Here is a 12,891-nt window from a genome sequence, read left to right as displayed (position 1 = left end):
CGGCACGGAGCTGAACCGCGACTACTGGATCATCCAGTCCGGGGCGGAGACGATCGGCGGCCTGAGGGCCTGGACTTCCGCTGGGCCGGGAAGGCGGCGCTGCGTCAGTCGGCCTCGGTCAGTTTTGCGTAGGTCCATTGGAAGGTGGCCGGGCAGGGCTCGGCGTCCGTCCGCCGTGCCGTCAGGGTGATGACCTTCGCGCCGGGCGGCGGAGCTCCGGCGACCGGCTGGTCACGGTCTCCGGCCGGCAGCGTGTCCCCGGTCACCGGCCGGCCCTCTGCCTCGATCGACCAAGCGATGACCGCCGCGCAGTCGCGGGCCTGGTTGTCGACGAACGACGACGCGTGCAGCTCCATTGCGCCCGACAGTTCGGTGCGTTCGGGGTCGTCCAGGTTGAACCGTGTCGAGATCGCGCCGGCGGCGGGGATCTGCCACTTGAAGCCGGTTGGCGGGCAAGGACCGGTCTCCGCGGAGCACAGGGAGTAGCGCATCTCCTCCGGCCGGTCGCCGGAGCCGTAGCCCAGGCCCGCCGTCGGATCCTGGCTCACATGGCAATAGGCCAGGGTGCAGATGACCGAGACGAGCACCAGGACGGTTCCGAATCCGGGGCCCGCCGCCGATCGCGTGTAGTCGTCGTAGGCCGGCACAGCCTCAATGGTGACGGTCCGATCGAACGCGATCCATGGAAGGTAGATGGAAGTCCCGCCGGGGCGGATGCGGGCGCTACGGCCTCGAGGGGCGCCTGGCCGGCTGGGGTGGCGGGGCTTTGTGTTCGGCGTACCCGATCATGGGTTTGATTTGCGCCAGACCGAGACGTGCGACGGGCTGTCGGCGGTGAACTCCGCTCTGGTCCAGTCGGCCCAGCGTTCGGCGAGGGTCAGGCCGGCCAGCTCGGCCATCAGATCCAGCTCGGCGGGCCAGGCATAGCGGTGTTCGGAGTGGACGACGCTCGCCTTGCCCTCGGTGATGCGGTAGTGGTGGGAGGTCAGACGCTGGGTCAGCAGGTCGTAGGTGTCGAAACCGACCCGGTCGGCGGCGACCGTGAAGGGGACGGCGACCGCGCCGGGAGGGAGCAGGCGCAGGTCGGGGACCTGGAGCTCGATGACGAAATGACCGCCGGGGCGCAGGTGGCGGGCGGCGTTGCGGAAGCAGGCGACCTGGGCGCGCTGGGTTAGCAGGTTCGAGATGGTGTTGTAGACCAGGTAGACGAGGTCGAACTCGCCCTCGACGCGGTCGGTGGACATGTCGCCGGTGACGATCTCGAGTTGGTCGGCGCCGGGCTTTGCGCGCAGGACGTTGAGCATGGCCTCTGAGGTGTCGATGCCGGAGACGGCGACGCCGCGGGCGCTGAGCGGGAGTCCGATCCGGCCGGTGCCGATCGCGAACTCCAGGGCCCGCCCCTCGGTGGCCAGGGCGGCCAGGAAGTCGACGGCCGGGTCGACCGCGGCCGGGCTGAACATCTCGTCTTCGTCGTAACCGGCCGCGCGGTCCTCGCCCCAGAGCTGTGAAGTCACCGCGAGATCGTGGCACGGCGCGGCGACGGGCCGCGATGCATTAAGCGGCGACGGTGATGACGACCGGTTCGCTGACCTTGGTGCCGAGGCGGCCGCGCAGCTCGAACTGGCCGGGCGGCGGGGCCGGGCCGGCGGGCAGGGCGGCCTCGCACTTGCTGGTCTGGCGGCCGTTCCAGGTGACCGTGTATTCGTACTCGGCGCCGGGACGCATGGCGGTCGGGTTGCTGCTGCGGTCGGCGCTGCAGGTGTCCGACGACCAGTATTTGCGGGCGCCCTGGTCGAGATAGAGCTCCTGGGCGCCGGCGCCGAGGTCACGCGTGCAGGACCGGGTCGAGATGTTCTTTATCTTGAGCCGGATCACCACCGGCGCGCCGCGCTTGACCGTGGCCGAGGCCGGCAGCGGGGTCACCGAGACTTCCTGGTCGGCGCAGGTGCCGTCGGTCGGCGCGGTCACGTTCGCGTTGTTGCCGGTGCCGGTCCCGGTGCCGGTGCCGGTGCCGCCGGACGGGTTGGTGCCGGGGACCGGATTCGGATTCGTGTTCGCCGACGGGTCGACATCTTCCGGCGCCGGCAGGGACGGTCCGCCGGGCAGCGCGTCCGTGAAGGACGGCTCCTCCTCCGGCGTGGAACTCGACGGCGCGGGGGTCGCACCCTGGGACGCGCCGGTGCCCGTGGCGCCACGCTTGTTCTTGTCGTCGTCACCGCCGGTGCAGGAGACGAAGAACACGATGACGACGAGCAGCAGTGCTCCCAGCACCACGGCTCGGCGCCGCCAGTAAACGGCGGGAGGAAGGGGACCGACCGTCGATCGCATGATGGGGTCACCGTACGCCGACGCGAGAGGCGAACCAGCGCGACGCGCCGAGGTACGCGACAGCGCCTCGCTTATAGGTAGACCTTGCGCTGGTAGATGGCGTGCGCCCCGGCGACCCGATCGAGGAACAGCTTTCCGGCACAGTGATCGATCTCGTGTTGCAGCGCCCGCGCCTCGAAAGCGTCAGTCGTCAGGCGCACCTGTTCACCCGTGCCGGGGAGGACGGCCTCGACCACGATGCGGCCGGCGCGCTTCACGTCGCCGGTCAGATCCGGCACGGACATGCAGCCCTCCCGGCCCGGCCGCCAGCGGCTCGCCTCCACCACGCGGGCGTTGCAGAGCACGAACGTGCCGTGTGTGGTCGCGGTCTTCGGGTGCTGCGTGACGTCCACGACGAACACCTGCGCACCGACCCCGACCTGCGGCGCGGCCAGCCCCACGCAGCCCGGCGACACCTGCATGGTGGCCACCAGATCGGCCGCCAGCTGCACGATCGCGGGCTCGGCCGGGTCCACCTCGGCCCCGACGGCGCTGAGCACGGCGGCCGGCGCGGTCACCACCGGCAGCACCCGGCCCTCCACGCCGAGCATGTCGGGCTTCCAGTTGAGCGGATCGGTCACAGGATCTCCGACTCGGCGCGCCGCAGAGTGACGTCGACCCCCAGCTCGGAAGCGGCGACCCCGAGCTGCTGGGCCAGCTCGTCGGCGGCGTCCGGCGGCAGGTCCACCTCGGCGATGATCACATAGAGCGGCCCGGTCAGCCGGGTCGTCAGGTCGGTGATGTTGCCGCCGACCGCCGCGACCACCCGGGTCACCGCGGCCACGATGCCGAGCCGGTCGGCGCCGTGCACGCTGACCAGGTATGGCTCCCCGTTCGCGGCGGCGTCCGTCTCGGGCTGCACCGCGCGCACGGTGGACAGCAGCTTCCCGTCCGCGGTGAGCGGCTCGAGCGCCTTCTCCACGGCGTCGGCGGACGGACCGGTGCAGATCAGGGTCATCGCGAAGTGTCCGCGCAGCCGGGTCATGGTGGAGTCGGAGAGGTTGGCGCCGGCGCCGGCCAGCACTTCGGCGACGTCGGCCACGATCCCGGTGCGATCCGGGCCGATCACGGTGATGGCTAGCTCGTGCACACGCCTACAGTAGAGGGCCTGATGACCTTCGCCGACAACGCCATCGCCTGGTATGACGCTAATGCCCGAGATCTGCCGTGGCGGCAGCCGGAGACGACGCCGTGGGGCGTGCTGGTCAGCGAGGTGATGCTCCAGCAGACGCCGGTCGTACGCGTCGAGCCCGCCTGGCACGCCTGGATGAACCGCTGGCCCACGCCGTCCGCGCTGGCCCAGGACCCGCCGGCCGAGGCGATCCGGATGTGGGGCCGGCTGGGTTATCCGCGCCGGGCGATGCGCCTGCACGCGTGCGCGGTGGCGATGGTCGCGCGGCACGACGGCCAGGTCCCGTCCGACCTCGATGAGCTGCTCGCCCTGCCCGGCATCGGCACCTACACCGCGCGGGCGGTCGCCACCTTCGCCTTCGGGCAGCGTCACCCGGTCGTGGACACGAACGTCCGGCGGGTGGTGTCCCGGGTGATCGAGGGGTTGCCGGATGCCGGGCCGGCGACCACCGCCGCCGATCTCGTGGCAGTCGCGGATCTCCTGCCCGCGGAAACAAAGAGGGCCGCGCGGGCCAGCATCGCCTTCATGGAGCTCGGCGCCATCGTCTGCACGGCCCGCTCGCCCAAATGCCTGATCTGCCCGGTCGAGGAGAGCTGCCTGTGGCGCGCGAGCGGGGCGAAGCTCCCGGACGGCCCGAGCCGCAAACCGCAGCGCTACGCCGGCACCGACCGCCAGGTGCGCGGCCTGCTGCTCGAGGTGCTGCGGCACGCCACCGGCCCGGTCCCCCGCCAGCGCCTCGACGTGGTGTGGAGCGACGAGGTGCAGCGGGCCAGAGCACTGGCCGGGCTGGTCGAGGACGGCCTGGTCGAGCCGCGCGGCGAAGAGTTCGTGCTGGCCGGCGACAAGTAAAAGCGGCCCGGCGCGATAAACGCCGGGCCGCTCTGCAGAACTGCTTGCTTACTCCTCGGTCGTGGCGGCCGCGCCGAGGTCGGCGGGCACCGCGTCCGGGACGTTGGAGCCACGGTCGGCTCCGGTGAAGGTGAGCTTGGACTTCTCGATCAGCGCCGGGTCGCCCTCGCAGTCCACCACCACGATCTGGCCGGGGCGCAGCTCGTTGAAGAGGATCTGCTCGGACAGCGTGTCCTCCAGCTCGCGCTGGATCGTGCGGCGCAGCGGCCGGGCGCCCAGCACCGGGTCGAAGCCCTTGTTCGCCAAGTACTTCTTCGCGGTGTCGGTGAGCTCGAGACCCATGTCCTTGTTCTTGAGCTGGGTCTCGATGCGCGACACGAAGATGTCGACGATCTGCAGGATCTCGTCCTGGCGAAGCTGGTGGAAGACGATCGTGTCGTCGATGCGGTTGAGGAACTCGGGGCGGAAGTGGTTCTTCAGCTCGTCGTTGACCTTCTGCTTCATCCGCTCGTAGTTCGACTCCTCGGCCTCGGAGGCCTGGAAGCCCAGCGACACCGCCTTGGCCACGTCACGCGTGCCCAGGTTGGTGGTCAGGATGATCACCGTGTTCTTGAAGTCCACGATGCGACCCTGACCGTCGGTCAGCCGACCGTCCTCCAGGATCTGCAGCAGCGTGTTGAACACGTCCGGGTGGGCCTTCTCGATCTCGTCGAACAGCACCACCGAGAACGGCTTACGCCGCACCTTCTCGGTCAGCTGGCCACCCTCGTCGTAACCCACGTAACCGGGCGGGGCACCGACGAGCCGGGACACCGTGTAACGGTCGTGGAACTCGGACATGTCCAGCTGGATCAGCGCGTCCTCGGAGCCGAACAGGAACTCCGCGAGGGCCTTGGACAGCTCGGTCTTACCGACACCGGACGGGCCGGCGAAGATGAACGAGCCGGACGGCCGCTTCGGGTCCTTCAGGCCGGCCCGGGTGCGCCGGATCGCCTTGGACACCGCCTGGACCGCGTCCTCCTGGCCGATGACCCGCTTGTGCAGCTCATCCTCCATGCGGAGCAGCCGGGAGGTCTCCTCCTCGGTCAGCTTGTAGACCGGGATGCCGGTCCAGTTGCCCAGCACCTCGGCGATCTGCTCGTCGTCGACCTCGGACACCACGTCCAGGTCGCCGGCCTTCCACTCCTTTTCCCGCTGCGCCTTCTGGCCCAGCAGCTGCTTCTCCTTGTCGCGCAGCTGGGCAGCCCGCTCGAAGTCCTGCGCGTCGATCGCGGACTCCTTGTCGCGCCGCACCTGGGCGATGCGCTCGTCGAAGTCGCGGAGGTCCGGCGGCGCGGTCATCCGGCGGATGCGCATCCGGGCGCCGGCCTCGTCGATCAGGTCGATCGCCTTGTCCGGCAGGAAGCGGTCCGAGATGTATCGGTCGGCCAGCGTCGCCGCGGCCACCAGGGCGGCGTCGGTGATGCTGATCCGGTGGTGGGCCTCGTAACGGTCGCGCAGACCCTTGAGGATCTCGATGGTGTGGGCCAGCGACGGCTCACCCACCTGGATGGGCTGGAAGCGGCGCTCGAGCGCGGCGTCCTTCTCCAGGTGCTTGCGGTACTCGTCCAGGGTGGTCGCACCGATGGTCTGCAGCTCGCCTCGCGCCAGCATCGGCTTGAGGATCGAGGCGGCGTCGATCGCGCCCTCGGCGGCACCCGCACCCACCAGGGTGTGGATCTCGTCGATGAACAGGATGATGTCGCCGCGGGTGCGGATCTCCTTGAGCACCTTCTTGAGGCGCTCCTCGAAGTCACCGCGGTAACGCGAGCCGGCCACCAGCGCGCCCAGGTCGAGCGTGTAGAGCTGCTTGTCCTTGAGCGTCTCGGGCACCTCGCCCTTGACGATGGACTGCGACAGCCCCTCGACGACGGCGGTCTTGCCGACGCCGGGCTCGCCGATCAGCACCGGGTTGTTCTTGGTGCGGCGGGACAGCACCTGCATGACCCGCTCGATTTCCTTTTCCCGCCCGATGACCGGGTCGAGCTTGCCCTCGCGGGCGGCCTGGGTGAGGTTGCGCCCGAACTGGTCGAGGACCAGCGACGTGGACGGCGCGGCCTCGCCGGCAGCGGCGCCGGCCGCGGCCGGCTCCTTGCCCTGGTAGCCCGAGAGCAGCTGAATCACCTGCTGGCGGACCCGGTTGAGGTCGGCGCCGAGCTTGACCAGCACCTGGGCGGCGACGCCCTCGCCCTCACGGATCAGCCCGAGCAGGATGTGCTCCGTGCCGATGTAGTTGTGGCCCAGCTGAAGCGCCTCGCGCAGCGAAAGCTCCAGCACCTTCTTGGCGCGCGGCGTGAACGGGATGTGCCCGCTCGGCGCCTGCTGACCCTGGCCGATGATTTCCTCGACCTGCTGCCGGACCCCCTCGAGGGAGATGCCCAGGCTCTCCAGAGCCTTGGCGGCGACACCCTCGCCCTCGTGGATCAGGCCGAGCAGGATGTGCTCTGTCCCGATGTAGTTGTGGTTGAGCATCCGGGCCTCTTCTTGGGCCAGGACGACAACCCGTCGCGCTCGGTCGGTGAACCGCTCGAACATGCCCTCGTGCTCCTCACGTGCCGTGCGCCAATATGAACTGGCGGGGCCAGCGCACGGGCATCGGTGATGCCCGTGCTGTAACTCTATCGCCGCCGGACCGTCCTGCTGGGGCCTCACCGGCTCGTTCGGGACTCCTGGCGACGATGCTCTCCCCAACTTCGCACGCTCAACAGGTGTTCCCCCAGTCTGGGGAGTACGCGCACAGCGAAATCGGGACCCCCGTCCACAGCCTGTGGACAACGTTGTCCACTCCTGTGGATAACGGTACTCACCTGGACCGAAGGCCGCGCGAAAAGCACGAGGGTCCGGGACGCTCGCGCGCCACGGACCCTCATCGCTCGAGCCGGCCGGCTAGCGCCCCGGACCCTTCGCGTGGAACTCGTCGACGATCTCCTGCGGGATCCGGCCCCGGTCGGAGATGTCGTACCCGCTCTTCTTCGCCCACTCGCGAATCGCCTTGTTCTGCTCCCGGTCGGCAGTGGCGCCACCGCGGCCGCGAGCGGCCCGGCCGCCCACCACGACACCACCGCGCGCGACCTTTGCGCCGTGCGCGACATAAGGGGCGAACACGTCGCGCAATTTCGCGGCGTTCTTGTCGGACAGGTCGATCTCGTACTGAATGCCGTCGAGGGCGAACTTGACGGTCTCCTCGGCGTCACCACCGTCGAGGTCATCGACCAGCTTGTGAATGATCTGCTTGGCCACGCGCAGTTATCCTTCCGAGCACCAGGTTCGCACCGCGACTTTCTCGTGAACAATAACGCGCGGCGTGCGCCGGGCGTCAATGCAGGGTGGCGGATAACCTGATTTCTGCCCGGCCTTCCCTGCCCGGAGGCTTACCGGGAGTAGGCCGTTACTCCGGGCGGACCAACGGAAACAGGATCGTTTCCCGAATCCCCAGACCGGTGAGCGCCATCAACAGCCGGTCGATTCCCATTCCGATGCCGCCGGCCGGGGGCATTCCGTACTCCATGGCACGAAGGAAATCCTCGTCCATCGCCATCGCCTCGGCATCTCCGCCGGCCGCGAGCCGGGCCTGTGCCACCAGCCGGTCCCGCTGCACCACCGGGTCGACCAGTTCGGAATAGCCGGTGCCGAGCTCGAAGCCGAGCACGTACAGGTCCCACTTCTCGGCCAGGCCGGGCGTCTCGCGGTGCGCGCGGGTCAGCGGCGACGTCTGTTCCGGGTAGTCGCGGACGAACGTGGGCGCCCGCAGGGTGTGCTGAACGAGATGTTCGAACAGTTCCTCGGCGAGCTTCCCGGCGTTCCACTCGGGGTCCACCGAGAGGTCGACCTTTTCGGCATGCGCCTGCAGTTGCGCGAGATCCGTCTCGATGGTCACTTCCTCACCCAGCGCAGCGGACAGAGAACCGAACAACGTCACCGATGGCCACTCGCCACCGAGCTCCAGTTCCGTTCCGTCATAGTGCGTCACCACGGTCGATCCGGCGGTGGCGATCGCCGCTTCCTGCACCAACTCTCGGGTCAGCCGCTGCATCACGTTGTAGTCCGCATACGCTTCGTAGGCTTCGAGCATCGCGAACTCCGGGGAGTGGGAGCTGTCCATCCCTTCATTTCGGAAGTTTCGATTGATCTCGAAGACCCGGTCGATCCCGCCGACCACCGCGCGCTTCAAGAAAAGCTCCGGCGCGATCCGCAGATAGAGATCTATGTCGAGCGCGTTGCTGTGCGTCACAAATGGTCGGGCAGTGGCGCCGCCGTGCAGCAACTGCAACATCGGCGTCTCCACTTCGAGATAATTGCGCTGGAACAGCGACTCGCGGAGACTCCGCACCGTGGTGGCCCGGGTGCGAACCACGTCTCGCGCCTGCGGCCGGACGATCAGATCGACGTACCGCTGCCGCACCCGGGTCTCCTCGGAGAGCGGCTTGTGCGCGACCGGCAGCGGGCGCAGCGCCTTGGCGCTCATCACCCAGGAATCGGCCAGCACGGACAGCTCACCGCGCCGGCTGGTGATCACCTCGCCGCTGACCGACACCAGATCGCCCAGGTCGACGACCCGCTTCCACTCCTCCAGCGCCTCGGGGCCCACCCGGTCCAGCGAGAACATGGCCTGCAGCTCGGTGCCGTCGCCGTCGCGCAGGGTTGCGAAGCACAACTTGCCGCCGTTGCGGATGAAGATCACCCGGCCGGCCACCGCGACGTTGTCACCGCTGGCCGTGTCGATAGCCAGATCGGCATGCTTCGTGCGGACCTCGGCCAGCGTGGCGGTGCGCGGAACGGCCACCGGGTAGGGCGGAACGCCGTCGGCCAGCATCCGGTCGCGCTTGGCCCGGCGGATCCGCATCTGCTCGGGAAGATCCTCGGCCGGGTCGGGTGCGGGCACGCTCTGCTGAGTCACGTCACGACTTTCTGTGTGCGGAAGATGGTCCGAAAAGCCTAGACCGTGTCCTGTCGATCAAGCGGGTGCGAGGCGAGGTCCAGGTGTCGTCTGGGTGTGCGGCGCGGGCGCCCAGATACCGGGGTTGTATCTGGGTGTTCGTGACGTGCGGCCAGACGGCGGCTGGGCCACGCCGCAGCCCCTCTTGATCGACAGGACACGGTCTATAGGTTCCGCTCGTAGACCATCCGCAACCCGATCAGCGTGATCATCGGCTCGTAGGCCGTGATCGTGTGGCACTCCTCCTTGACCAGTCCGGCCAGGCCGCCGGTGGCGATCACCGCCCGCACCGGCCCGATCTCCTCGATCATCCGCTCGACGATCCGGTCCACCTGGCCGGCGAAGCCGAAGTACATGCCGGACTGCAGGCACTCCACGGTGTTCTTGCCGATCACCGACCGTGGCTGGGCCGGCTCGACCTTGCGCAGCTGGGCGGCCCGCGCGGCGAGCGCGTCGAAGGAGATCTCGATGCCCGGCGCGAACGCCCCGCCGAGGAACTCACCCTTGGCGCTGATCACGTCGAAGTTGGTGGTGGTGCCGAAGTCGACCACGATCGACGGTCCGCCATAGAGGGTGTGCGCGGCGAGCGTGTTGACCACCCGGTCGGCGCCGACCTCCTTGGGGTTGTCGATGGCGAGCTGCACGCCGGTCTTGACGCCCGGCTCGACCACCACGTTGGGCAGATCCCCGTAGTAACGCGCCAGCATGGTGCGCAGACTGCGCAGCGCGGCGGGCACGGTCGAGCAGGCCGCGACCCCGGTGATCTCCACCGCGTCCCCGGCGAGCAGTCCCCGGAACATCAGCCCCAGCTCGTCCGCCGTCGACCGCGCATCGGTCTTGACCCGCCAGTTGTGCACCAGCTTGTCCCCGTCGAAGGTGGCGAGGACGGTGTTCGTGTTCCCGATATCGATACAGAGCAGCACGGGACTTCCTTCAATCAAGGTCAAAACCGCTTGATGGTTACGCGCAATCCTCCGCCACAACCGCAGCAGCCCACCCCCGCCACCACACGCCGGCCAGGCGGTGGGTCACCCACCCCACCCACCTCCGGCCCGCAGGGTCATCGCGGTCGAAGGTCCATGGCGATGTCCAGGATCGGCGACGAGTGGGTCAGGCCACCCACCGAGAGGTAGTCGACGCCCGTCGCCGCATATGCCGCGACCGTCGCCAGCGTCAGGTTGCCGGTGGCCTCCAGCTCGGCTCGTCCGCCGACCGCTCGCACCACCTCGGTCAGCAGCTCGGGAGTCATGTTGTCGCAGAGCAGGAAGGTCGCGCCGGCCTTCACCGCCTCCTCCGCCTCGGCCAGCGTGGTGACCTCGACCTGCACCGGGACGTCCGGGAACGTCGCGCGCACCTTGTCGTGGGCCGCCGTGATGCTGCCCGCCGCCAGCTTGTGGTTGTCCTTGATCATCGCGACGTCGTAGAGGCCCATCCGCTTGTTCGTGCCACCGCCGGCCCGGACCGCGTATTTCTCCAGTGCGCGCAGGCCGGGGGTGGTCTTGCGGGTGTCCAGCACGGTCGCCTTGGTGCCGGCCAGCTCGTCCGCCCACCTGCGGGTGTGGGTGGCCACCCCGGACATCCGGCAGAGCAGGTTGAGGGCGGTGCGCTCGGCGGTCAGCAGGGCCCGGGTCGGGCCGGTCACCACCGCCAGCACGTCGCCGCGGACCACCCGGGCGCCCTCCTCGACCCGCTGGTCGAAGGTGGCCATGCCGCCCGAGGTGGCGGCGAACACCTCGGCCGCCACCGGCAGACCCGCCACCACACCGGGCGCGCGGGCCACCAGCTCGGCCGTGTCGACCTGGCCGCCCGCAATGGTGGCCTCGCTGGTCACGTCGCGCGGCGGATCGCCGAGATCCTCGGCCAGCGCGGTCCACACCACCCGCTCGACGTCACCCGGGTCGACACCCTCCAGCGCGGTCATGCCATCTCCTCGAAGGTCTGGGTCAGGTGGCCCTGGGGGTCGATCGCGTCGAGCAGGTGGCCGCGCCACTCGTCGGCTGCCGTCGGGTAGTCCTCGCGCCAATGGCAGCCCCGGGTCTCCAGGCGGGTGGCGGCGGAGAGGACCAGAGCCGAGGCCACGGTCAGCAGGTTCGTCGACTCCCAGGCCGCGTTGTGCGGGCGGGCGCGGTCCTCGCCCAGGCGGGACAGCTCCTTGGCGGTCGCGGCCAGCGAGTCGGCCGAGCGCAGCACCCCGGCGCCGCGGGTCATCGCGCGCTGCAGCTCGGGACGGATCTCCGGGGGCACCACCCAGGACGGCTCGGCCGCCGGGGGTCGAGGCTCGGACTGCTCGGGCAGGTCGCGGGCGATGTCGTCGGCGATCCGGCGGGCGAAGACCAGGCCCTCGAGCAGCGAGTTGCTGGCCAGCCGGTTGGCGCCGTGCACGCCGGTGCAGGCCACCTCGCCGCACGCGTAAAGCCCCGGGATCGAGGTGCGGCCGTGCAGGTCGGTGCGCACGCCGCCGGACGCGTAGTGCGCGGCCGGTGCGACCGGGATCAGCTCGGTGGCCGGGTCGATGCCGGCCGCCCGGGTGGACGCCACGATCGTCGGGAACCGGCCCTCGAGGAACTCCTTGCCCAGGTGGCGGGCGTCGAGATAGACGTGGTCGGCGCCGGTCTCGCGCAGCACCCGGTGGATGCCCTTGGCGACCACGTCACGCGGCGCGAGCTCGGCCAGCTCGTGCTGACCCACCATGAACCGCTTGCCGGTCTCGTCGACCAGATGGGCGCCCTCGCCGCGCAGCGCCTCGGAGATCAGCGGGCGCTGCACCGAGCTGAGGTCGGCGGTGACGAACGACGTGGGGTGGAACTGCACGAACTCGACGTCGGTGACCGTGGCGCCGGCCCGCAGCGCGAGCGCCACCCCGTCGCCGGTGGACACCGCCGGGTTGGTGGTGGACGCGAAGATCTGGCCCATGCCGCCGGTGGCCAGCACCACCGCGCGGGACAGGATGGCGCCGACGCCGTCCTCCGAGCCCTCGCCCAGCACGTGCAGGGTGAGCCCGCACGCCCGCCCGGTCGCGTCGCGCAGCAGGTCGAGGACCAGCGCGTGCTCGACCAGCTTGATCCACGGGTCGCGGTGCACCGCCTCGTGCAGGGCCCGCTGCACCTCGGCCCCGGTGGCGTCTCCGCCGGCGTGCACGATGCGGTCGGCTCGATGCCCGCCCTCACGGGTCAGCATCAGGGATCCGTCGGGATGCCGATCGAAGGCGGCGCCCAGGCGCATCAGTTCGCGTACCCGAGAAGGGCCCTCCTCGACCAGCACCCGGACCGCACGCGGGTCGCAGAGCCCGACCCCGGCGATCTCGGTGTCGAAGGCGTGCGCCTCGGGTGTGTCCAGCGGGTCGAGCACCGCCGCGATGCCGCCCTGCGCCCAGCGCGTGGAGCCGTCGTCGATGTTCACCTTGGTCACCACGGTGACGTGCAGGCCCTGCTCGCGCAGGTGGAGTGCGGCGGTCAGGCCGGCCACGCCGGAGCCGACCACCAGGACGTCGGTGGTCTCGGTCCAGCCGGGCGCCGGAGCGGCGAGACGGCGGGGCAGCACCGGGAGATCCGCGGGTTGCGACATGGCC

Annotated in this window: 12 protein-coding genes; 1 reads left to right on the top strand and 11 read right to left on the bottom strand. The window is 69.9% G+C overall.

All coding sequences use genetic code 11. The features are described 5' to 3' along the window. Window positions 1–104: 104 nt before the first annotated feature. The 5 genes from ACZ6TI_RS07250 to ACZ6TI_RS07230 all read right to left on the bottom strand — a co-directional run bounded on the left by ACZ6TI_RS07250 (window position 105) and on the right by ACZ6TI_RS07230 (window position 3,457). Window positions 105–647 carry a hypothetical protein gene (locus ACZ6TI_RS07250; protein WP_465344088.1) on the bottom strand — a complete coding sequence of 181 codons (543 nt, stop codon included), beginning with the start codon at window positions 645–647 and terminating at the stop codon, window positions 105–107. Between the two features lie 138 nt (window positions 648–785). Continuing rightward, complete coding sequence (locus tag ACZ6TI_RS07245) at window positions 786–1,514, bottom strand: class I SAM-dependent DNA methyltransferase (protein WP_465344087.1); 729 nt, start codon at window positions 1,512–1,514, stop codon at window positions 786–788. Between the two features lie 40 nt (window positions 1,515–1,554). After that, the gene (locus ACZ6TI_RS07240; RefSeq protein WP_465344086.1) at window positions 1,555–2,328 is read right to left on the bottom strand and encodes an adhesin; all 774 of its coding nucleotides are present in this window, start codon (window positions 2,326–2,328) and stop codon (window positions 1,555–1,557) included. A 71-nt stretch (window positions 2,329–2,399) separates the two neighbouring features. Continuing rightward, window positions 2,400–2,918, bottom strand: a complete 519-nt coding sequence (locus ACZ6TI_RS07235; RefSeq protein ID WP_465344309.1) for a peptide deformylase — start codon at window positions 2,916–2,918, stop codon at window positions 2,400–2,402. Window positions 2,919–2,944: 26 nt separating this feature from the next. After that, complete coding sequence (locus tag ACZ6TI_RS07230) at window positions 2,945–3,457, bottom strand: glycine cleavage system transcriptional repressor (RefSeq protein WP_465344085.1); 513 nt, start codon at window positions 3,455–3,457, stop codon at window positions 2,945–2,947. Between the two features lie 21 nt (window positions 3,458–3,478). On the opposite strand from ACZ6TI_RS07230, the gene ACZ6TI_RS07225 reads away from it, so the two are divergent. Then, window positions 3,479–4,348, top strand: a complete 870-nt coding sequence (locus ACZ6TI_RS07225) for an HhH-GPD family protein (protein ID WP_465344084.1) — start codon at window positions 3,479–3,481, stop codon at window positions 4,346–4,348. A 48-nt stretch (window positions 4,349–4,396) separates the two neighbouring features. Here ACZ6TI_RS07225 and ACZ6TI_RS07220 read toward each other — a convergent pair whose 3' ends face one another. The 6 genes from ACZ6TI_RS07220 to ACZ6TI_RS07195 all read right to left on the bottom strand — a co-directional run bounded on the left by ACZ6TI_RS07220 (window position 4,397) and on the right by ACZ6TI_RS07195 (window position 12,887). Beyond that, complete coding sequence (locus ACZ6TI_RS07220; RefSeq protein WP_465344083.1) at window positions 4,397–6,922, bottom strand: ATP-dependent Clp protease ATP-binding subunit; 2,526 nt, start codon at window positions 6,920–6,922, stop codon at window positions 4,397–4,399. 351 nt (window positions 6,923–7,273) lie between these two features. Beyond that, complete coding sequence (locus tag ACZ6TI_RS07215) at window positions 7,274–7,627, bottom strand: histone-like nucleoid-structuring protein Lsr2 (protein WP_465344082.1); 354 nt, start codon at window positions 7,625–7,627, stop codon at window positions 7,274–7,276. A 148-nt stretch (window positions 7,628–7,775) separates the two neighbouring features. Continuing rightward, a complete protein-coding gene (gene lysS, locus ACZ6TI_RS07210) occupies window positions 7,776–9,230 on the bottom strand; it encodes a lysine--tRNA ligase (RefSeq protein WP_465344308.1) in 1,455 nt (484 codons plus the stop codon). A 257-nt stretch (window positions 9,231–9,487) separates the two neighbouring features. After that, a complete protein-coding gene (locus ACZ6TI_RS07205) occupies window positions 9,488–10,246 on the bottom strand; it encodes a type III pantothenate kinase (RefSeq protein WP_465344081.1) in 759 nt (252 codons plus the stop codon). Between the two features lie 137 nt (window positions 10,247–10,383). Next, window positions 10,384–11,244: a carboxylating nicotinate-nucleotide diphosphorylase gene (gene nadC, locus ACZ6TI_RS07200; RefSeq protein ID WP_465344080.1), complete on the bottom strand. Its 861-nt coding sequence runs from the start codon at window positions 11,242–11,244 to the stop codon at window positions 10,384–10,386. Beyond that, complete coding sequence (locus tag ACZ6TI_RS07195) at window positions 11,241–12,887, bottom strand: L-aspartate oxidase (protein WP_465344079.1); 1,647 nt, start codon at window positions 12,885–12,887, stop codon at window positions 11,241–11,243. The genes nadC and ACZ6TI_RS07195 overlap by 4 nt, the downstream gene beginning before the upstream one ends. Window positions 12,888–12,891: the final 4 nt, after the last annotated feature.

The organism is Actinoplanes sp. NPDC051388 (assembly GCF_055586225.1).
Note: the sequence above shows the minus strand (reverse complement) of the source record. Positions and strands in the feature narration are given on the sequence as shown.